Here is a 19,063-nt window from a genome sequence, read left to right as displayed (position 1 = left end):
CACATGGGGGCATGCTAAGTGCCCGTTCATCTGACTCTCAGCCCGCAGCCCATGATCTTGTCTATCGGGCGCTCCGCTCTCGTATCATGCACGGAGAGATGGCGCCGGGGCAGGCCCTGACACTGCGTGGGATCGGTAAGGAGTTCGATGTCTCGATGACGCCCGCACGCGAGGCAGTGCGGCGGTTGGTGGCCGAAGGTGCCTTGTTTCTGTCCTCGTCCGGTCGCGTGTCTACGCCCGAACTGTCCAATGACCGGATTGAAGAATTGGCGGCCCTGCGCGCGCTGCTTGAGGTCGAGCTGGCCAGCCGGGCCTTGCCCCGCGCGCATATGGCGCTGATCGACCGGCTGCAAAGCATCAACATGACCGTTGCGGAAATGGTCACCAAGCGGGACGCCGTCGGCTATATCCGCTCGAACCTGGAGTTTCACCGTACTCTTTACCTGCGCGCCCAGGCACCAGCGATGTTGGCGATTGTCGAAACTGTTTGGCTGCAGCTGGGACCCACGATGCGCGCGCTGTACGGGCGGCTGCGCCGGACGGAACCGCCCCATTACCACAAGCTGATCATTGCCGCGTTGAAGGCCGGGGATGAGCCTGGATTGCGGTTAGCGGTGCGGTCGGATGTGACGCAGGGGCTGCGTATGCTGGTCAGCTGAGCGGCTTGTTGCCGAGGTGGTCAGATTACCGATCAGCAGTATCGCCATGCTGGCTTGAGCGTCCGCTCTGCGGTACTCTGACCCAAATCACAACAAGAGCAGATTTCAGCCATGATCAATCGACGCCTTTTTTCATTTGGACTCGGGTCAACACTGTTGGCCGCATGTTCAACCGGCGCGCCGACCAGCGCGCCTGCAACCCGGATGCGGGCGGTTCCGAACGCAGGATGGGACGCCTGGGTCGCCGGGTTCAAGTCGCGCGCGACGTCGCAGGGTATTTCTCAGACCACGATCAACCGCGCGTTCCAGGGGGCAGGGTATTTGCCGGACGTGATCGAGCGCGATCGCAATCAGGTCGAGTTCAAACGCTCGCTCGAGGATTATCTGGCGATTGCTGCCTCGGATGAGCGGATCGCGACAGGCAAGCAGATGCTTGTGCGCCATGCCGGTACATTGTCTGCGATCGAGGCGCAGTACGGTGTCGACCGAGAGGTTGTGGTAGCCGTTTGGGGGTTGGAAAGCCGCTACGGAGCGCGCCGTGGGGACGTGCCGGTCATCTCCGCGACCTCAACGCTGGCCTATGACGGTCGGCGCGGCGCGTTTTTTGAAAAACAACTGATTGCCGCACTGAAGATCATTCAGGAAGGTGACACGACACCCGCAAACATGACCGGCAGCTGGGCCGGGGCAATGGGGCACACGCAATTCATCCCGACCTCTTATCTGGCTTACGCGGTAGATTTCACAGGCGATGGCCGCCGGGATATCTGGTCCGAGGATCCGACGGATTCTCTGGCCTCGACCGCGGCTTATCTGGCGCGTGCAGGTTGGGTGCGCGGGCAGCCCTGGGGGGGTGAGGTCGGCACGGTCTCGGGCTCGCCAGTCGCTGTGTTGCAACCGCAGAAACCCGGGCCGCGCATCGCGGTGTTCCGCAATTTTCAGGTGATCAAGCGCTATAACAACTCGGACAGCTATGCGATCGGCGTTGGGCATTTGTCGGACCGGATCGGGGGTGGCGCGCCGTTCCAGGCCTCGTTCGGTCCGGATGCGACCGGTTTGACGCTGGAAGACCGCAAAGAATTGCAGCGCCGCCTGACCTCGGCGGGGTATGACACGCAAGGTGCGGATGGGGTGATCGGAAACAACACCAAAGCCGCCATCAGCGGCTATCAGCGCGCCAATGGCCTTACCGTGACCGGTGAGCCTTCGGCAGCGTTGTTGCGCCAGCTTGGGGGCTGACGGCTTAGGCCGCCAACCCTTTTGATCCGATATCCAGGAATTTCTGCCGGCGGTCCTTGATCAGGGCCGCCTCGTCCTTGCCATCCAGCTCTTTCAGCATGGCGGCAATCGCTGCACGTACGGACTCGACGGCAGCAGGGCGGTCACGATGGGCGCCGCCCTTGGGTTCGGTGATGATGCGGTCGCAAACACCCAGCTTATAGAGGTCCTGCGCGGTCAGGCGCAGCGCCTCGGCGGCCTCGCGCATCTTTTCTGAGTCTTTCCACAAGATCGACGCGCAGCCCTCGGGCGAGATCACCGAATAGACCGAATGTTCCAACATCGCGACGCGGTTCGCCGTGGCAAAGGCCACAGCCCCGCCCGAGCCGCCTTCGCCGATGATGACGGACACCAACGGTACACCGATCTTCAGGCACATCTCGGTCGAGCGCGCGATCGCCTCGGACTGGCCGCGCTCCTCGGCCCCTTTGCCCGGATAGGCACCGGCCGTGTCGATCAGAGTGATCACCGGCAGGCCAAAGCGGCCCGCCATTTCCATCAGGCGCACGGCTTTGCGGTAACCTTCGGGGCGGGCCATGCCGAAATTCCGTTCGATCCGAGATTTGGTATCCGATCCCTTTTCGTGACCGATGACCATGACCGGCTGGTCGTTGAACCGCGCCAGACCGCCGATCACCGCCAGATCGTCGGCAAAGTTGCGATCCCCGGCCAAAGGCGTGAATTCGGTGAACAGCTCTTTGACATAGTCCTGACAATGCGGCCGCTCGGGATGGCGGGCCACCTGGCATTTCCGCCATGGGGTCAAATCGCCGTACAGCTCGTCCAGCAGTTTGGCGGCCTTGGCGTCCAGTGCGGCGGCCTCTTCGGCCACATCCATCTCTTCGTTAGCGCGGGCCAGAGCGCGCAATTCCTCGGCCTTGCCTTCTATCTCGGCCAGGGGTTTTTCGAAATCCAGATACTGGGTCATGACGCCTCTCAACGCGGAAGTTCATTGCTATATGACCTGACGTCGCCTGGGATGCAACTCAGCAAGATTTGCGGTCGACGATTATGCAACGTCGAATGGGCAGGAAAAAAGGAAAGCGCAAATGGCTACCAGCTACGAAGATCGCGTTTTGCGCGTGTTGGCCTACATCCACGACAACCCTGCTAAGGACCTGTCGTTGGATGCGCTGGCAGATGTCGCAGCTATGTCGCGGTTTCATTGGCATCGCGTGTTCCGCGCTATCACCGGAGAGACCTGTGCGCAGGCCGTGCGCCGTGTGCGTTTGCACCGGGCGGCCAATTGGCTGGTGCAATCCAATCGGCCGGTGGCCGAGATCGCAACAGATGTCGGCTACCCCAATCTCAAATCCTTTAGGCGTACCTTTTCCGAAGCCTACGGCAGCAGCCCGGCCGCATTTCGCAAGGCCGGTCAGTTCCTTCCTGCCCATCCACGTTTCAAAATCGGAGATTACCCCATGCACCCCGTTGTCACCCGCACCGACCCACCACGCCGCGTTATCGCCCTGCCACATAAAGGGGACTATACGCGGATCGGCAAAAGCTTTGAGGCTTTTGGAGCTTTATGTGAATCGCGTCAGCTATGGCCTCAGCTTGGCCCGGTTCTGGCGGTGTTTCTGGACAGCCCGGAGGACACCCCCGAGGATCAATTGCGCAGTTTTGCCGGGGCCGAGTTTTTCGGCGATGAGACGCCCAAAGGTATGGAAAGCCTGGAAATCCCCGGCGGCAAGACAGCAGTTTTGACCTATAAGGGCCCGTACTCTGGCATTCGCGCGGCCTATCTCAGCTTGTTTGGCAACTGGTTGCCGACCTCGGGCGAGGAACCAGCAGATCAGCCCTGTTATGAGATCTACCTGAACGATCCCCGCGTTACCGCGCCCGAGGATTTGCTGACCGAGATTTGTTTGCCGTTGAAGTAACTCAGTTCGGCCACAGAACAGGATAGAGCGACGCGACAAGTAACGCGGCCATTGCCCAGTTGAAAACCACAAGCCTGCGAGGGTTAGTCAGAAAACGGGCCATCTGCTGGCCCAGAACGGTCCATGTGCTGACCGAAGGCAGGTTCACCGAGCCGAACACCAATGCCACGACCACTATGGCTTGAAGGGTTTGATCCGGCGTGTATGCGGTGGTTGCCGTCAGGGCCATGGCCCAGGCTTTGGGGTTTACCCACTGGAATGCCGCTGCTTGCAGAAATGTCATCGGCGTGCCCGTCTCACTATGTCCTTCTGCCGGCGCGGCCCGCGCGATTTTCCACGCCAGAAACAAGAGATAGGCGACTGAGGCGACCTTCAGTGCGGTGTAGCTGACCGGGTAGGTGTCAAACAGCTGCACCAGCCCGGCACCAACCAATAGCACCATTACGGTGAACCCCAATCCAATTCCCAGCATATGCGGAATGCTTCTGCGGAACCCGAAATTCGCGCCCGATGCCATCAGCATCAGGTTGTTCGGTCCCGGCGTTATGGACGAGACAAAGGCAAAGGCGATCAGGGCCAGAAGGATATCGTAGGTCATATCGTGGATAATTGCTGCAATCTCGGCAAATGAAATTGCGTTTTAGTGCGGCGCTGGTCTAATGTCGCAATCAATGGCGAAAATTGATCACATAAACCAGCAAATATTGCGAGAGCTGTCGCAGGACGGCCGTATCAGCAATCTGGATCTGGCTGACCGGGTGGGTCTGTCACCCTCGGCCTGCCTGCGTCGTGTTCAGGAGTTGGAACGGTCTGGCGTGATCTCGGGCTATCGGGCGGTTCTGAACCCGTCGGCTTTGGGTGTGGGGTTCGTGGCCTATATCGGCGTCGGGTTGGGTGAGCATACCAAAGCTGCGCAGGAAGGCTTCGAACGCGCCCTGCAGCTTGCCCCCGAAGTGGTCGAGTGCCACAATATCACGGGCACAATCGAATACCTGTTGCGCGTCGAATGCGCAGACTTGCCGTCGTACAAGACATTCCACACCGAAGTGCTTGGGACTCTGCCGCATGTCACCTCGATTACATCTTATGTCGTGATGGACTCGCCCAAGGATATGCGCGCCTGACGCTGGAAATGTGATGTCCTACCGTCTTGCAGGGCGAAATTTCACAGCCTACTGTCTTTTCAAAGGTCGAATTGGGGGAAACACCCAAAGACCGCACACAGGGAGAAGACAATGAAACTTTTTCGGATCGGAGCGCTGGCCACTGTTGTGGCGTTGTTTGCTGGCGCGGCATTTGCTGCACCGCTCAAGCTGCAACCGGCCAATCCTCAACCCAGCCCGCAGGCGGGTCTAAATGTGAAATATGCGTGGGAGGGGAACCCGCCGCGCAAAATCCAAAACCTGAGTAAAGTGGGCTTTTTGCTAAAGAAAGCAAAACCCGGTGCGCCGCTGCGTGGATTGGATTATCGGGACACGAACGAAGGCGATCCTGTTCTGACCTACAATCAGGCATTCAACGTCGCTGCAGAGGTCACGGGCTATATACGGTTCGATTCACCCGGAGTTTATGAGCTCGAAACCTGGTCGAATGATGGCATCGACGCTTGGGTAGGGGGTCAGCAGATCGGCTATGTCAATGGCAGGCAGGGCTGCGAAGCCAATCAACGCACCGCTGTAGAGGTGCCGCAAGCGGGGTGGTATCCGCTGAAGATCACTTACTTTCAGAAATACGGAACGTCGTGCCTGATGATGAAATGGGGCAAGCAGGGTGAGAGGATCACCTGGACACCAAACGACGTGTTCGGCCGATAAAGCAAAGGCGCCCCGCGGGGGCGCCTTATCCTTTTAGACTAGTTGGCCGCGATCAGTTCGGCCTGTGCGACGATCACTTCGGCCTGCTTGATTGAGGCGATGTCGACCAAACGGCCTTTGTAGACGGTGGCACCTTCGCCATTGGCTTTGGCCTGTTCCATAGCGGCAAGGATTTCCCGGGCTTCGGATACAGCCTCGTCCGATGGGGTGAACACCTGGTTGGCCAGTGCGATCTGTTTCGGGTGGATTGCCCATTTCCCGACCATACCCAGCGTGGCCGAACGTTTGGCCTGCGCGATATAGCCTTCATCATCCGAGAAATCACCGAACGGACCGTCCACCGGCAGAACGCCATGCGTCCGGCAGGCGGCCACGATGGCGGCTTGTGCCCAGTGCCACGGGTCGGACCAGTGCTTTTCACCTTCGCGCAGCATGTAATAGTTTTCCTGCGTACCACCGATACCGGTCGTCTGCATTCCCATCGAAGCCGCGAAATCCGCCGCGCCCAGACTCATCGCCTGCATCCGCGGGGAAGAGGCGGCGATTGCCTCGACATGGGCGATACCGGCGGCGGATTCGATGATGACTTCGAAGCTGACCGGCTTGGTGCGGCCCTTGGCACGCTCGATCGCGGTGACCAGCGCGTCCACGGCATAGACATCTTCGGCGCAGCCAACCTTGGGGATCATGATCTGATCCAGACGGTCGCCAGCCTGTTCCAACAGATCAACCACGTCGCGATACCAATAGGGTGTGTCCAGCCCGTTAATACGTACAGACATGTATTTGTTGCCCCAGTCGACGGTGTTCAGCGCCTCGATCACGTTCGCACGCGCCACGTCCTTGTCCGAAGGCGCGACCGAGTCTTCCAGATCAAGGTTGATCACATCCGCCGCCGACGCGGCCATTTTCGGGAACAGTTTGGTGTTGGAACCCGGCCCGAACAGTTGGCAACGGTTGGGTCGCGCAGGGGCGGCGGGTTGAATGCGAAAGCTCATCTGGACCTCGTGCGAGAAAGGAAATTACGATTTTCTTGCCTCATGAGGTATTAAATTGCGTGGGCCATAGCAAGCGCCTTTGTGCAGATGCGGCAATGCATTCGCAGCAATCGCCGTCTTTTCTCGACTGGACAGCGATTAAAGTTTAATCGCTTTGAAAACTTGGAAGGATCATGCGTCAAGGGCAAAAAGAGCGCAAAAATTTCCCGCGTGACGGGGTGTTGCCAGACGAAAACGCGAAACACTCGCTGAAATCGTCCCATAGGCTGCGTCGGAATCAAAGGAGTGAACCGCAATGATCGAGACACCGTACCTGCTGTTTTTGGGCGATGCGCCCGACCAATTGGCGGCCAAAGTTGCGATAGGCATCAGAGACTGGCGCCCTGAGAACGCCGTAGGTCAGTACCGGATGGATGGGTGCAAGGCTGATCTGGGCATGACCGATATGACACTGGCCGAGGCGAAAGAGGCCGGTGCAAAGACGCTGGTGATCGGCGTGGCCAACCGTGGCGGTATTATCAGTGAAGCCTGGAAAGAGGTTCTGATTGCCGCGCTGGAAATGGGATATGACCTGGCCTCGGGCCTGCACAATCTGCTGCGCGACGAAGGTGATCTGGTGGCTGCGGCGCAGACACATGGCGGTACTCTGCATGACGTGCGCGTCCCGACAGTTGGTTATCCCATTGCCAACGGCAAAAAGCGCAGCGGCAAGCGTTGCCTGGCAGTTGGCACGGATTGCTCGGCTGGCAAGATGTACACGGCCATGTCCATGGATGCCGAGATGCGCAAGCGCGGCATGAAATCGACGTTCCGCGCCACCGGTCAAACCGGCATCCTGATCACCGGTCAGGGCGTGCCTCTGGACGCGGTGGTTGCGGATTTCATGGCCGGTTCAGTGGAGTATCTGACGCCGGAAAACGATGCGGATCACTGGGATCACATCGAAGGGCAGGGCTCGCTGTTTCACGTCTCGTATTCCGGTGTCACCATGGCCTTGATCCACGGCGGTCAACCCGACGCCCTGATCCTGTGCCACGAGCCGACCCGCACACATATGCGCGGCCTGCCTGAATACTCGCTGCCGACGCTGGCGCAGCTGCGTGAAACGGCATTGCCGCTTGCGCGGGTTGCCAATCCTGATTGTCAGGTCGCGGGTGTCTCGATCAACACCCAGCATCTGAGCGAAGAAGACGCGCGCGCCTATATCGAACAGGTCGAGGCCGAAATGGGCCTGCCCGCGACCGACCCCTATCGCTTTGGCGCGGGTAAACTGGTCGACGCCTTGGCTGCGATGTGATCAAAAGACTCCGCCGGGGACACCTCCGGCGGACAAGTTTTTCAAATGAAGAAGGAGCTGGCGCGTGCAGGTAGAAGTTTCTCGTGACGTGTTTCGGCTGGCGCAGGTTTTTACAATCTCGCGCGGATCTCGGACCGAGGCCAAAGTGCTGACGGTACGGATTTCTGACGGAACGCATCAAGGGTGGGGCGAATGTGTACCCTATGCCCGCTATGACGAAACGCTGGACTCGGTCGAGGCCGAGATTGCAGCGCTGCCTGCCGAGTTCACTCGCCAAAGCCTGATGGACCTGTTGCCTGCAGGCGCCGCGCGTAATGCGGTGGATTGTGCTCTGTGGGACCTTGAGGCCAAGCGCGCCCGAAAGCGGGCCTGGGATCTGGCCGGGTTGCCGGTGCCAGCGCCTGAGATCACCGCCTACACCCTCTCGCTGGATACGCCGCAAAAGATGCAGGCCCAGGCTGCAGAGAATGCCTTTCGTCCTCTGCTGAAGATCAAACTGGGCACACCGGACGATATGCCTCGGCTCGAGGCGGTGCGGGCGGGTGCTCCGGATTCCAAGATCATTGTGGATGCCAACGAAGGCTGGTCCGCTGCGGTTTACGCAGATCTTGCTCCGCATCTGGTGCGTCTGGGCGTGGCGCTGGTCGAGCAGCCACTGCCTGCTGGCGAAGATGATGCCCTGATCGGAATGGACCGCCCTGTGCCTGTGTGCGCCGATGAGTCCTGCCACGACCGCAGCAGCCTGCCTAAGCTGAAAGGCAAGTATGACGTGGTCAACATCAAGCTGGATAAAACAGGTGGCCTGACCGAAGCGTTGGCCCTGCGCGAAGCGGCGCTGGCCGAGGGCTACAAAGTCATGGTTGGTTGCATGGTTGGCAGCTCGCTTGCCATGGCGCCTGCTACACTTGTTGCGCAGGGTGCGATCATAACAGACCTTGACGGGCCGCTGCTGTTGGCCGAAGACCGCGACAACCCGCTGATTTTTGATAACGCCGGAGTGCACCCGCCCGTGGCTGCGCTTTGGGGGTGACGAACGCCCGGAAATCGATCCAGTGGATCGTTTTCAGTGAGGAACGGACGAAGCCCGGAGACGAAAAGGATAAGACATGACCCGCACCGTTTACGTAAATGGCGAATACCTGCCCGAGACCGAGGCAAAGGTGTCCATCTTTGACCGTGGTTTTCTGTTCGCAGACGCGGTTTATGAGGTCACAAGTGTTCTGGACGGCAAGCTGATTGATTTCGAAGGCCACGCCGTGCGCCTCAAGCGGTCGCTGGACGAGTTGGAGATGGCCGAGCCCTGCACCAAGGACGAATTGCTGGAAATCCACCGTAAACTGGTCGAGCTGAACGGCATTGAAGAAGGCCTGGTCTATCTGCAGGTCAGCCGCGGTTCGGATGGCGACCGGGATTTCGTGTTCCCGCCTGCGGATACTAAGCCCAGCCTCGTCCTGTTCACGCAGAACAAACCCGGTCTGGCGAATAGCCCGGCTGCTCAGAAGGGTGCCAAGGTCATCTCGATCGAGGACATCCGTTGGGGTCGCCGCGACATCAAGACCGTTCAGTTGCTCTACCCCTCGATGGGTAAGATGATGGCCAAGAAAGCGGGCTGCGATGACGCGTGGATGATCGAAGACGGATACGTCACTGAAGGCACCAGCAACAACGCCTATTTCGTCAAAGACGGCAAGATCGTTACGCGCCCGCTGTCGAACGACATTCTGCACGGGATCACCCGTAAGGCCGTGCTACGCATGGCGGCAGAAGCTCAGATGGAAGTCGAAGAGCGCTTGTTCACCATTGATGAGGCGAAAGAGGCGGATGAGGCGTTTACCACCTCGGCCAGTGCATTCGTCATGCCGGTGGTTGAGATCGACGGCGTCGCGCTGGGCGATGGAACGCCCGGGCCAATCGCCAAGCGCTTGCGCGAGATATACCTGGACGAAAGCCGCAAGGCCGCAGTCTAAAGAAAAGGCCCGCCAGATCGGCGGGCCTTCTTCGTTATAGGCGTCAGCCCTTTTTTGTGACGTTCTCTTCGAATGCGACCTTGAACGCGGCCTGTTTGTCGGGGCTGGCGTCGGTCTGATAGTTGGCTTTCCACTCATCCATGGTCATGCCGTAGAAAATTTGACGGGCTTCGTCTTTGCCCATTTCGATGCCCTTTTCATTGGCAGCTTCCTGATACCAGCGCGACAGGCAGTTGCGGCAGAACCCGGCCAGATTCATCATGTCGATGTTCTGAACGTCGGTGCGATCTTCCATCAGGTGTTTCTGCAGCCGACGGAACGCGGCGGCCTGAAGTTCGATTTCGGTTTGCTTGTCCATGGTTTGGCTCCGAATGACTGTATTGGGTGCTGTACCTGACCTAGCGGCCCCAGGGCGATGTTTCAATAAACAGCGCCTCAGGCCAGTTTCAAAGCCAGCCAAGGGGTGATACAGAAGATCAGTGTCAGGATCTTGTAGTTGGCCAGATATCGGAAGTACGCCCGTTTCACTGCAGGGCGCTCCATCTGAAACATTTTGCCGTGGATGCCTGCGATCCAGTCCTGCAACAGCAAGATCATCAGCGTTGTGAACAAGAGAACCGCGATGTTCAGTACGGCCATCCAGCCAAAGACGGCCGTCAGGAATTCCTGTGTCATGGTCGCCTCCTTTCCCCTATAATGTGGGGTGTTAGGTGATCCCTCACAATGCCGTGAGGGCTTTTGTCACAAGCTGCTATCGACCAGTGCATCCTGCAGGATCGGGGCGAGGCGCTCGGCCCAGGCCCGCTGTCCGGCATGGTCAGCGATCAGGTCATTGCGCAGTTCGATCAGGGCGTTGGGACGACCAAAGCTGGTGCAGTGTTTGTCGATCGCGTCCCCTGGTAAAACGCCGGTGTAGGGTTCGTTCACACCCACACACAGATCCTCTTCAGCCTCCAGTTGGTTGATCAAAGGGCGCGCGAACCGTTCGTCCGGAGTGTGCAGAACACCAACATGCCAAGGACGCGGGTCACGACCCCGCAATTGCCGCGTGAACGAGTGCATCGACACGATCACGGCATGGGGCAGGGCAGCCATTTGCGCCAGTGCGTCATGATAAGGGCGATAACACATGTTCAGGCGACGCTCGCGCTCGGTCGCGTCGGCGTGGCGGTTGCCGGGAATGATGGACCCGTCATACAGCTTCATCAGCAAGGTCGGGTCATCCTCACCCCGGTTCGGGTCAATCACCAAACGCGAGAAATTGGCGGCGATGACCGGTGCGTTCAGGAGTTCGCCCAGATGCTTGGAGACCTCATACGCGCCTACGTCATAGGCGATGTGGCGCTCCATATCCTCGCGCGGCAGGCCCAGATCACCCCCATTGATGTCCGGGGGTACCATGTTGGTCGCGTGGTCACATGTGATCAGCCAACGCGAAGGGCGATCGGCACCATGGATAAAAAACGGGGAATACGTCATAAGCCTGTCATCTAGTTTGTCGCAGGTGTACGGGAGTTGCTTTGAAAAGGGAATTGCGCAATAAGCGGCCTAAGCAATGTTTGCGGTAACATTTTCGCGGAATCAAGAGAAGACGTTAAGGGGGCAAGACCAATGCGACGCCTGAGAAATGTGAAAATCGTGGCGACGCTGGGACCGGCGTCCAACGACTATGACACCATCCGTGCCCTGCACGAAGCAGGCGCGGATGTCTTCCGCCTGAACATGAGCCACGGAAGCCACGATGAAATCCGCGAGCGTCACCGGATCATCCGTCAGGTGGAAAAGGATCTGGACAGCCCCATTGCCATTCTTGCCGACCTGCAGGGTCCCAAACTGCGGGTGGGCGTGTTTGCCAATGACGCAGAGGAGTTGGAAGAGGGCGCTGTGTTCCGTCTGGACCTCGACCCTAAACCCGGCGACATCCATCGCGTGTGCCTGCCGCACCCCGAGATTTTTGCCGCGCTGGAAACGGGCGCGCGACTTCTGGTCAATGACGGCAAAATCCGTTTGATCGTTAAGGAGTGTGGCCAGGACTTTGCCAATTGCACCGTTGAGGTCGGTGGTACGATTTCGAACCGCAAAGGCGTGAACGTGCCTGATGTGGTGCTGCCATTGGCAGCCCTGTCGGCCAAGGACCGGGACGACCTTGAGTTTGTGTGCCAACTGGGCGTGGACTGGCTGGCGCTGAGCTTTGTGCAGCGCGCCAAGGACGTGTTTGAGGCGCGTTCACTGGCCGACGGTCGCGCCTCGATTCTGTCCAAAATCGAAAAGCCCGCCGCGGTTGAGGCGTTTGACGATATTCTGGATGCCTCGGACGGGATCATGGTCGCACGCGGCGATCTGGGGGTTGAGCTGCCCGTCTCGGCCGTTCCCCCAATCCAGAAAAGACTGGTGCGAAAATGCCGTGGCGCTGCAAAGCCTGTCATCGTGGCGACGCAAATGCTGGAGAGCATGATCGAAAGCCCGATGCCCACCCGGGCCGAGGTTTCGGACGTGGCAACTGCGATCTATGAAGGCACCGATGCCATCATGCTCAGCGCTGAATCGGCCGCCGGTTCCTATCCGGTCGAGGCCGTTCAAACCATGAACAAGGTCGCCATCGAGGTTGAAGCTGATCCAACCTATACGCAGATCATCGCGGCCTCCCGCACCGCCAAGGGGACGACTATTGCGGACGGCATCGTGGCCGCCGCGCGCGAGATCGCTGAAAAGACCGACATCAAAGCAATTTGCTGCTTTACCCAAAGCGGAACGACGGCGCTGCTAACCGCGCGCGAACGCCCCGGCGTTCCGATCATCGCGATGACCCCCGCCACCGGAACCGCGCGGCGCTTGTGCCTGAGTTGGGGATGCCATTGCGTGATGACGCCCGAGCTTGAGCGATTCAAGGGCGCGGTCGTAAACGCCGCCCGCGCCGCCCGTGCCGGAGGGTTCGCCTCGGAACGGGATCAGATCGTAGTGACCGCCGGCGTGCCCTTTAACGTGCCGGGAACAACCAATATTCTGCGCATCGCGCCCTGTGATGAACGTCTGATCTATAACACCGACCCGGGTTGATCCGGGTCGTGCAGGGCGCCCGAATGTCGTGGATTCTCGGGATTCTGCCTAAATTTTAGACAAAAAATACATAGCATTTTCAGTGCTTAAGTGCGTATTTGGTTGAATTGAAAAGATAACCCTCTCTTTTTTGGGGTTTTTCCGGGATACTGAGCCCCAGGGGCAGTCTACTCAGAAAGTTCCAGGTTCCGGCTGCCCTGCCGGGGGCACGGGTCCCGGCATAACCAAAATTATTGGAGGAACGTCATGACAACGAAAATTGTCATTGGACTGGACGGGACAGAAACCGGAGAACGTGCCATCGCCTTTGCCAAAGATCTGGCCAAGCTGATCGGCGCATGTGAATTGCTGGTGGTTTATGTCATCGAATGGTCCCCATTCACTTTTCAAACCCCCGAGGAAAATGCGTTGCGGCACAAACGCCGCGAGGAAGAGGTCACCTTGGCCACCAACCGCATTGTCACTCCTGCCGTTGAGGCCCTGAAGGCCGAAGGCTTTACGGCCCAAGGTATCGTGCGCCACGGAGATGTGGCCGAAACGCTGAACGCAATCACGGTCGAAAACGGCGGAACGCAGATCATTGTCGGGCGCGCCTCGGCCGATGGGTTCAAGAAACGGCTGTTCGGCAGCTCGACCCAGAATCTGGTCATGCACGCCGACGTGCCTGTCACCGTCGTGAACTGAGGGGAGCAAGAGGAATGAACACGCTGAAACGTTTTGCTTTGGCCGCATTGGCCACCTTGTTCACCAACCCTGCTTTTGCGCAAGACGCACCGGGTCTGGATGATAGGATCAACCAGGCCTTTGCCGATTTCACGGGGCCTTTCGTCAGTTTCATCTTTGCGCCGTTTCCCGGCACCGGGTTCCCATGGATCGTGGGTTGGCTGGTGATCGCGGCGACTGTTTTTACGCTCTATTTCGCCTTCGTGCAGCTTAGGTTCTTTGGGCATGCGGTCAGCCTTGTCAAAGGCGATTACTCTGATCCCAATGACGCAGGTGAGGTGAGCCACTTTCAGGCTTTGGCCACAGCGCTTTCGGGTACTGTCGGTCTGGGAAACATCGCTGGTGTTGCGGTGGCCGTCGGGATCGGCGGGCCGGGCGCGACCTTCTGGATGATTGTCGCAGGCTTGCTGGGCATGGCATCGAAATTCACTGAATGTACCCTGGGTGTGAAATACCGGAACGAGTACGAAGACGGCACCGTTTCCGGCGGACCTATGTACTATATGTCCAAGGGCTTTGACGAGCTAGGCTTGCCGGGCGGCAAAATCCTAGCGGTTCTGTTTTCGATCTTCTGTATTCTTGGCGCGCTGGGCGGGGGCAATATGTTCCAGGCCAATCAGGCGCACCAACAGATCGCGGGCATCACAGGTGACTATCCGGGTTGGATCACCGGGGTGGTCTTTGCCATTATCGTCTTCCTGGTGATTGTGGGTGGCCTAAAGTCCATCGCGCGCGTGACCGAGAAAGTCGTGCCCTTCATGGGCGTCATGTACGTTCTGGCCGCGCTGGTGATCATCCTTATGCATGCCGATCAAATTGGCTGGGCCTTTGGCCAGATCTTCGCAGGTGCCTTCACCGGCCTCGGTGTCGCTGGCGGCATGGTCGGGGCACTGATCCAGGGCTTCCGCCGTGCAGCGTTCTCGAACGAAGCGGGCGTTGGTTCTGCAGCCATTGCACACTCGGCGGTGCGGACAAAAGAGCCGATCACCGAGGGCTTTGTTTCCCTGCTCGAGCCGTTCATCGATACGGTTGTGATCTGTACCATGACCGCGCTGGTGATCATCATCACTCAGCAGCTGATCGTTGATCCGGCAACCGGTAACTACATGCTGAACGAAGCGGGCAATGCGATTGCCACGGTTGATGGGAATAGCGGTGTCAGCCTGACCTCGGCGGCCTTTGCCAGTGCCTTTGGTTGGTTCCCATATGTGCTGGCCATTGCGGTGGTACTGTTTGCCTTTTCGACCATGATCAGCTGGTCCTACTATGGCCTCAAGGCCTGGACCTATCTGTTCGGCGAAGGCCACACCAAGGAACTGGTGTTCAAGGTCATCTTCTGCATCTTCGTCATCATCGGTGCGGCGGCCAACCTTGGCCCGGTCATCGACTTCTCGGATGCGGCGATCTTTGCGATGGCGGTGGTCAATGTCTTTGCGCTCTACTTCCTGATGAAGGTTGTGCGCCAGGAACTGGCCAGCTATGCCGAACGACTGAGAACCGGTGAAATCCGTAAATTCGAACACTAAGACCTTGCACCGGGGCAGCCAAGGTTGCCCCGGTGCCTGACCGCACTGCGAAAAGCGCAGATTCTGGTCAAAACCCCCTTGCCACTATGACTGAACTTGCGTAAACGGCGCTTCTGATCGCGTGACCGGCCGAGATGGCATGCCGAGTCGCGTTTAGTACCGAACCCTGAAAGGAGACGGAAATGCCTAAGATGAAGACCAAGTCGAGCGCCAAGAAGCGCTTTAAGGTGACTGCGACCGGTAAGGTCCTTGCTGGCCAGGCCGGCAAACGGCACGGCATGATCAAGCGGACCAAAAAGTTCATCCGCGACGCCCGTGGCAACACCACCCTGTCCGCCCCCGACGCCAAGATCGTCAAGGGCTACATGCCCTACGACCGCTAAGAGGAGATTAAGAGATGTCCCGCGTTAAAGGTGGAACCGTAACTCACGCCCGTCACAAGAAGGTCATCAAGGCCGCCAAAGGTTACTATGGCCGCCGTAAGAGCACCTTCAAGGTTGCCCGTCAGGCCGTCGACAAGGCCAACCAGTACGCAACCCGCGACCGTAAGAACCGCAAGCGCAACTTCCGCGCGCTGTGGATCCAGCGTATCAACGCTGCTGTCCGTTCGCATGACGAAGCCCTGACATATTCCCGCTTCATCAACGGCCTGAACCTGGCCGGCATCGAAGTGGACCGCAAAGTTCTGGCCGACCTGGCCGTGCACGAACCGGAAGCGTTCGGCGCGATTGTCGCCAAAGCTCAGGCCGCTCTGGCTGCCTGATCCTCTGAAAAGAGACAGTGAAAGAAAGGCCGTCCCGGTTGGGGCGGCTATTTTTTATGAATAGATAAGTCCGCTTCGGGCCCAAAGTGCTGAATGCTGTGATCAAGAACGTCAGCTTTCAGGTTCGCGTTTTTTTACTGCGCGTTTCGCCAAACCATCATTGCGAAGTGCTTCCCATCACCCAGATAGTTAGGCAAAGCTATTTCATGTTCAAAACCCGCTTGGAAGGCGATGCCGAGAGGCCGTAGTCCCGACCGTTCCAACGAAACCTGGTCGTCAATTGTCGACCTTTGAAACTCGGTCGTTCCCGACCTTTCGCGGAATCCAAAAAAATGTGTAGGGAAAGCTACGCCTTGTAGTTTTAGCCTCACGGCTAATTCTTGCAGGGACACAAGGAGCGGACCAATTTCCTTCGATACGTGAGCATGTCCGGGACCTGCCGTATATGCAAAGCGACTGACATATAGCCACGCTCCGTTTTTGTCGTGATTTAAAGCCGCGCCATCACCTGTCGCATCAGACCAAACCATTGGCTCTTGGATTGGCTTGCCAGATGTTCGGATCGCACATGCAAAACTGATGATTTGGTCTTCTTCCTCGCTCACAAACATCGCTTGTGGGAAAGTTGCAAAATAAGCCTCTAGCGTTTCTCGACTGTGATTTGGATGGCAGAAAGCTAAGCTTCTCCTGCCTACAGAATTGTGCCCCGGCCTTTTAGGCAGTCGCAACATCGGTTCAAGATCAACCAATTTCGCCCTTCGAGCTGCTTTATACTTCAACGGCGTCAATCTCCACTGCTTAGGATGATGCTAGTCGTAGCTGACCGGTTTATAGCGTTCTTGAAAGCAGACCTTGGCGCAGATGCAGCGAAAGTTCACTTTGCCCGCATTGCGGACTTGAGCGAAAACGGTCTTTGCATATTAGGAGTTCTCAGTCGAACAAACTTTCCGCAGGCTTTAGTTGCTGCCGTCCTTTTTCACCAACTGCGCCGCAAACGACACGCCTGTGCCTGGCCCGGCATAGGTGATCATGATCACGTCATCCAGATACACCCCGTTGAATATCCCGGCGGAAACGTCATCCCCGGATATTCCTGCCTCGGCCAGAACAAAGCGGGTGGGCTCGTCCAGCGAAAAGGTGCCCATCGCCTCTTCAACGATCCAGTCAGTATCCCCGATACGACGCCAGCGATTGGTGGCGGTGATCAGGTTGCCGTCCAGCTTGGTGATCTCCAGTTCCATTTCGGTCTTTAGCAGACCTTTCTCGTGGTTCGGGTTCGATTTGGCAAAGCCCACCAGATAGGTGCCGTGCCAGGTACCTACGATCTGGGGAAAGCCACTGCCTTCGTCTGCGCTGGTGGCGGAGGCGACCGCGAGAAGGGCAATGGTGGCGAGGCTCCGGATAAAGTTGAGTACCATTGGACACGTCTCCTGCATGGGGTGTGGTCGGTACAGGGTACCCGAGGCGAGGGATTTGGCAAACCCGTGTCAGAAAACACAAAAAACCGGCGCGGTGGGCGCGCCGGTTAAAGTTCATCTGCCGGAAGTGCGTGAGTGCTGGCAGATGTATTCCGTTAGGTTCAGCCGAACACGCGGCCCAGAGCGCCATCGACCGCGTCGGTGATCTGGTCGATGTCGTCCGCGGTTGCGATCAGCGCCGGCGAGAAGCACAGCGTGTTGTTGCGGCTGGGGATCGAGCGGTTGGTGGCACCGATGATGACGCCCTGCGCCATACAGTCGGCAACAACTGCCTGAACCTTTTTCTCTTCCATCGGTTCCTTGGTGGCGCGATCTGCGACCAGTTCGGCACCTAGGAACAGACCCTTGCCGCGCACGTCACCGATCACCTTGTGCTTTTCCATCAGCGCCTGCAGATTGTCCTTCATGCGGAAGCCCATATCGGTGCAGTTCTGCAGCAGGTTTTCGTCTTCGATGATGCGCATATTTTCGATCGCGGCCGCTGGACCGGCCGTGCAGCCGCCAAAGGTCGAGATATCGCGGAAATAGTTCATCGGATCCGAGGCATCGTCCTTGAACATGTCAAAGACTTCTTCGGTGGTGACCATCACGGCAATTGCCGCATAACCCGAGGCGACACCTTTGGCCATGGTCACGAAATCCGGCTTGATGCCGTATTGCTGATAGCCAAACCATTTGCCGGTACGGCCCACGCCGCAGACAACTTCGTCGATGTGCAGCAGGACGTCGTACTTCTTGCAGATCTCCTGCACACGCTCCCAATAGCCTTCGGGGGCTTCGATCACGCCGCCACCTGCGGTCACAGGCTCGAGGCACAGCGCGCCAACGGTTTCAGGACCTTCGCGCAGGATGACCTCTTCGATGGCATCTGCGGATGCTTTGCCGAATGCCTCACCGGTCAGGTCTTCCATACCCAGTTCGTGCTTGCGGTATTCCATGCAGTGCGGAACGCGGATGAAGTCAGGTGCAAACGGGCCGTACTGAGCCGTACGCTCGTCCTGACCGCCTGCCGACATGGTCGCTAGGGTCGAGCCGTGATAGTCGCGGTCGCGGTACAGGATCTTGGTTTTCTTGCCGCCATAGCGCTTGTGCGCGATCTGGCGCACCATCTTGAACACCTTCTCGTTCGCTTCCGAACCCGAGTTGGTGTAGTAAACGCGGCTCATGCCCGGCATTTTGTCGATCAGCTTTTCAGCGAAGATCGACCCGGGGATCGAGCCAGCCGTGTTCGCAAAATAGCACAGCTTCATAAGCTGGTCATAGACGGCTTTACAGATCGATTCGCGGCCATAGCCTACGTTGACGGTCCAAACGCCGCCGGACACAGCGTCCAGATGCTCTTTGCCATTCTGGTCCCAGACACGCATGCCTTTGCCTTCAACAATGATACGCGGATCATTGGTTTCAAAGGGTTTATGCTGCAGCAGGTGGTGCCAGATATGGGCGCGGTCAGCTTCGACCACGTGGGAAAGATCGTTTTCGTTGAACGTGCCGTCCATGACATGTCCTTTCAGAATGGCTGGTGCACGGGTTGCCAAAAATGGACTATCCCGGCTTTGTGTTTTCGATGGCTCAGATCACCGCGAAAGCTGTTTCGGAGATAGGGCCAGATTGCATCAT

The 19,063-nt window shown here is 58.2% G+C and carries 22 protein-coding genes; 13 read left to right on the top strand and 9 right to left on the bottom strand.

Going from position 1 to position 19,063, the window contains the following annotated elements; translation table 11 throughout:
- The first annotated feature begins 11 nt into the window (after nt 1-11).
- The gene (locus J7416_RS06545) at nt 12-659 is read left to right on the top strand and encodes a GntR family transcriptional regulator (protein WP_209223937.1); all 648 of its coding nucleotides are present in this window, start codon (nt 12-14) and stop codon (nt 657-659) included.
- Between the two features lie 111 nt (nt 660-770).
- Complete coding sequence (locus tag J7416_RS06540) at nt 771-1,898, top strand: lytic murein transglycosylase (protein WP_209223936.1); 1,128 nt, start codon at nt 771-773, stop codon at nt 1,896-1,898.
- 4 nt (nt 1,899-1,902) lie between these two features.
- Here J7416_RS06540 and J7416_RS06535 read toward each other — a convergent pair whose 3' ends face one another.
- On the bottom strand, nt 1,903-2,865 hold the full coding sequence (locus tag J7416_RS06535; protein WP_209223935.1) for an acetyl-CoA carboxylase carboxyltransferase subunit alpha: 963 nt from the start codon (nt 2,863-2,865) through the stop codon (nt 1,903-1,905).
- A gap of 121 nt (nt 2,866-2,986) precedes the next feature.
- On the opposite strand from J7416_RS06535, the gene J7416_RS06530 reads away from it, so the two are divergent.
- Complete coding sequence (locus J7416_RS06530; RefSeq protein WP_209223934.1) at nt 2,987-3,820, top strand: AraC family transcriptional regulator; 834 nt, start codon at nt 2,987-2,989, stop codon at nt 3,818-3,820.
- Between the two features lies 1 nt (nt 3,821).
- On the opposite strand, the gene J7416_RS06525 is transcribed toward J7416_RS06530, so the two are convergent.
- Nucleotides 3,822-4,418 (bottom strand): LysE family translocator, encoded by a 597-nt coding sequence (locus J7416_RS06525; protein WP_209223933.1) that lies wholly within the window; start codon nt 4,416-4,418, stop codon nt 3,822-3,824.
- A gap of 73 nt (nt 4,419-4,491) precedes the next feature.
- Between J7416_RS06525 and J7416_RS06520 the strand changes: the two genes are divergently transcribed.
- Nucleotides 4,492-4,944, top strand: a complete 453-nt coding sequence (locus tag J7416_RS06520) for an Lrp/AsnC family transcriptional regulator (protein ID WP_170469611.1) — start codon at nt 4,492-4,494, stop codon at nt 4,942-4,944.
- 111 nt (nt 4,945-5,055) lie between these two features.
- Nucleotides 5,056-5,634 (top strand): PA14 domain-containing protein, encoded by a 579-nt coding sequence (locus tag J7416_RS06515; protein WP_209223932.1) that lies wholly within the window; start codon nt 5,056-5,058, stop codon nt 5,632-5,634.
- A gap of 38 nt (nt 5,635-5,672) precedes the next feature.
- Here the strand turns inward: J7416_RS06515 and J7416_RS06510 are convergent, their stop codons facing one another.
- Nucleotides 5,673-6,632: an L-malyl-CoA/beta-methylmalyl-CoA lyase gene (locus J7416_RS06510; RefSeq protein ID WP_209223931.1), complete on the bottom strand. Its 960-nt coding sequence runs from the start codon at nt 6,630-6,632 to the stop codon at nt 5,673-5,675.
- 295 nt (nt 6,633-6,927) lie between these two features.
- Between J7416_RS06510 and dgcN the strand changes: the two genes are divergently transcribed.
- From dgcN to J7416_RS06495, 3 genes are all read left to right on the top strand, one after another.
- Nucleotides 6,928-7,929 (top strand): N-acetyltransferase DgcN, encoded by a 1,002-nt coding sequence (gene dgcN / locus J7416_RS06505; protein WP_209223930.1) that lies wholly within the window; start codon nt 6,928-6,930, stop codon nt 7,927-7,929.
- A 64-nt stretch (nt 7,930-7,993) separates the two neighbouring features.
- Nucleotides 7,994-8,959: an N-acetyl-D-Glu racemase DgcA gene (dgcA, locus tag J7416_RS06500; protein WP_209223929.1), complete on the top strand. Its 966-nt coding sequence runs from the start codon at nt 7,994-7,996 to the stop codon at nt 8,957-8,959.
- A gap of 76 nt (nt 8,960-9,035) precedes the next feature.
- Entirely contained in the window at nt 9,036-9,896 is an 861-nt protein-coding gene (locus J7416_RS06495; RefSeq protein ID WP_209223928.1) for a D-amino-acid transaminase, read from the top strand.
- A gap of 43 nt (nt 9,897-9,939) precedes the next feature.
- On the opposite strand, the gene J7416_RS06490 is transcribed toward J7416_RS06495, so the two are convergent.
- From J7416_RS06490 to J7416_RS06480, 3 genes are all read right to left on the bottom strand, one after another.
- Nucleotides 9,940-10,254: a DUF1244 domain-containing protein gene (locus J7416_RS06490; protein ID WP_209223927.1), complete on the bottom strand. Its 315-nt coding sequence runs from the start codon at nt 10,252-10,254 to the stop codon at nt 9,940-9,942.
- A gap of 77 nt (nt 10,255-10,331) precedes the next feature.
- A complete protein-coding gene (locus tag J7416_RS06485; protein ID WP_209223926.1) occupies nt 10,332-10,571 on the bottom strand; it encodes a DUF6868 family protein in 240 nt (79 codons plus the stop codon).
- Between the two features lie 66 nt (nt 10,572-10,637).
- Complete coding sequence (locus J7416_RS06480; protein WP_209223925.1) at nt 10,638-11,375, bottom strand: N-formylglutamate amidohydrolase; 738 nt, start codon at nt 11,373-11,375, stop codon at nt 10,638-10,640.
- 132 nt (nt 11,376-11,507) lie between these two features.
- Between J7416_RS06480 and pyk the strand changes: the two genes are divergently transcribed.
- The 5 genes from pyk to rplT all read left to right on the top strand — a co-directional run bounded on the left by pyk (nt 11,508) and on the right by rplT (nt 15,965).
- A complete protein-coding gene (gene pyk, locus J7416_RS06475) occupies nt 11,508-12,953 on the top strand; it encodes a pyruvate kinase (protein ID WP_209223924.1) in 1,446 nt (481 codons plus the stop codon).
- A 246-nt stretch (nt 12,954-13,199) separates the two neighbouring features.
- A complete protein-coding gene (locus J7416_RS06470) occupies nt 13,200-13,637 on the top strand; it encodes a universal stress protein (protein WP_209223923.1) in 438 nt (145 codons plus the stop codon).
- Nucleotides 13,638-13,651: 14 nt separating this feature from the next.
- The gene (locus J7416_RS06465; protein ID WP_209223922.1) at nt 13,652-15,202 is read left to right on the top strand and encodes an alanine/glycine:cation symporter family protein; all 1,551 of its coding nucleotides are present in this window, start codon (nt 13,652-13,654) and stop codon (nt 15,200-15,202) included.
- Nucleotides 15,203-15,384: 182 nt separating this feature from the next.
- Nucleotides 15,385-15,585 (top strand): 50S ribosomal protein L35, encoded by a 201-nt coding sequence (rpmI, locus tag J7416_RS06460; protein ID WP_010443552.1) that lies wholly within the window; start codon nt 15,385-15,387, stop codon nt 15,583-15,585.
- Nucleotides 15,586-15,599: 14 nt separating this feature from the next.
- Entirely contained in the window at nt 15,600-15,965 is a 366-nt protein-coding gene (gene rplT, locus J7416_RS06455; RefSeq protein WP_008756009.1) for a 50S ribosomal protein L20, read from the top strand.
- Nucleotides 15,966-16,099: 134 nt separating this feature from the next.
- Here rplT and J7416_RS06450 read toward each other — a convergent pair whose 3' ends face one another.
- From J7416_RS06450 to J7416_RS06440, 3 genes are all read right to left on the bottom strand, one after another.
- Nucleotides 16,100-16,744, bottom strand: a complete 645-nt coding sequence (locus J7416_RS06450; protein ID WP_209223921.1) for a hypothetical protein — start codon at nt 16,742-16,744, stop codon at nt 16,100-16,102.
- A gap of 177 nt (nt 16,745-16,921) precedes the next feature.
- Complete coding sequence (locus tag J7416_RS06445; RefSeq protein WP_209223920.1) at nt 16,922-17,383, bottom strand: hypothetical protein; 462 nt, start codon at nt 17,381-17,383, stop codon at nt 16,922-16,924.
- A gap of 161 nt (nt 17,384-17,544) precedes the next feature.
- On the bottom strand, nt 17,545-18,942 hold the full coding sequence (locus J7416_RS06440) for an aminotransferase class III-fold pyridoxal phosphate-dependent enzyme (protein ID WP_209224517.1): 1,398 nt from the start codon (nt 18,940-18,942) through the stop codon (nt 17,545-17,547).
- Nucleotides 18,943-19,063 lie beyond the last annotated feature (121 nt).

Origin of the sequence: Ruegeria sp. R14_0 (genome assembly GCF_017743975.1) — a bacterium.
In the GTDB taxonomy this organism is placed as follows: domain Bacteria; phylum Pseudomonadota; class Alphaproteobacteria; order Rhodobacterales; family Rhodobacteraceae; genus Ruegeria.
Note: the sequence above shows the minus strand (reverse complement) of the source record. Positions and strands in the feature narration are given on the sequence as shown.

Coding starts and splice junctions, on each gene's coding strand:
- J7416_RS06545 (WP_209223937.1), top strand. CDS start 12: ATGCTAAGTGCCCGTTCATCTGACTCTCAGCCCGCAGCCCATGATCTT.
- J7416_RS06540 (WP_209223936.1), top strand. CDS start 771: ATGATCAATCGACGCCTTTTTTCATTTGGACTCGGGTCAACACTGTTG.
- J7416_RS06535 (WP_209223935.1), bottom strand. CDS start 2,865: ATGACCCAGTATCTGGATTTCGAAAAACCCCTGGCCGAGATAGAAGGC.
- J7416_RS06530 (WP_209223934.1), top strand. CDS start 2,987: ATGGCTACCAGCTACGAAGATCGCGTTTTGCGCGTGTTGGCCTACATC.
- J7416_RS06525 (WP_209223933.1), bottom strand. CDS start 4,418: ATGACCTACGATATCCTTCTGGCCCTGATCGCCTTTGCCTTTGTCTCG.
- J7416_RS06520 (WP_170469611.1), top strand. CDS start 4,492: ATGGCGAAAATTGATCACATAAACCAGCAAATATTGCGAGAGCTGTCG.
- J7416_RS06515 (WP_209223932.1), top strand. CDS start 5,056: ATGAAACTTTTTCGGATCGGAGCGCTGGCCACTGTTGTGGCGTTGTTT.
- J7416_RS06510 (WP_209223931.1), bottom strand. CDS start 6,632: ATGAGCTTTCGCATTCAACCCGCCGCCCCTGCGCGACCCAACCGTTGC.
- dgcN (WP_209223930.1), top strand. CDS start 6,928: ATGATCGAGACACCGTACCTGCTGTTTTTGGGCGATGCGCCCGACCAA.
- J7416_RS06495 (WP_209223928.1), top strand. CDS start 9,036: ATGACCCGCACCGTTTACGTAAATGGCGAATACCTGCCCGAGACCGAG.
- J7416_RS06490 (WP_209223927.1), bottom strand. CDS start 10,254: ATGGACAAGCAAACCGAAATCGAACTTCAGGCCGCCGCGTTCCGTCGG.
- J7416_RS06485 (WP_209223926.1), bottom strand. CDS start 10,571: ATGACACAGGAATTCCTGACGGCCGTCTTTGGCTGGATGGCCGTACTG.
- J7416_RS06480 (WP_209223925.1), bottom strand. CDS start 11,375: ATGACGTATTCCCCGTTTTTTATCCATGGTGCCGATCGCCCTTCGCGT.
- pyk (WP_209223924.1), top strand. CDS start 11,508: ATGCGACGCCTGAGAAATGTGAAAATCGTGGCGACGCTGGGACCGGCG.
- J7416_RS06470 (WP_209223923.1), top strand. CDS start 13,200: ATGACAACGAAAATTGTCATTGGACTGGACGGGACAGAAACCGGAGAA.
- J7416_RS06465 (WP_209223922.1), top strand. CDS start 13,652: ATGAACACGCTGAAACGTTTTGCTTTGGCCGCATTGGCCACCTTGTTC.
- rpmI (WP_010443552.1), top strand. CDS start 15,385: ATGCCTAAGATGAAGACCAAGTCGAGCGCCAAGAAGCGCTTTAAGGTG.
- rplT (WP_008756009.1), top strand. CDS start 15,600: ATGTCCCGCGTTAAAGGTGGAACCGTAACTCACGCCCGTCACAAGAAG.
- J7416_RS06445 (WP_209223920.1), bottom strand. CDS start 17,383: ATGGTACTCAACTTTATCCGGAGCCTCGCCACCATTGCCCTTCTCGCG.
- J7416_RS06440 (WP_209224517.1), bottom strand. CDS start 18,942: ATGGACGGCACGTTCAACGAAAACGATCTTTCCCACGTGGTCGAAGCT.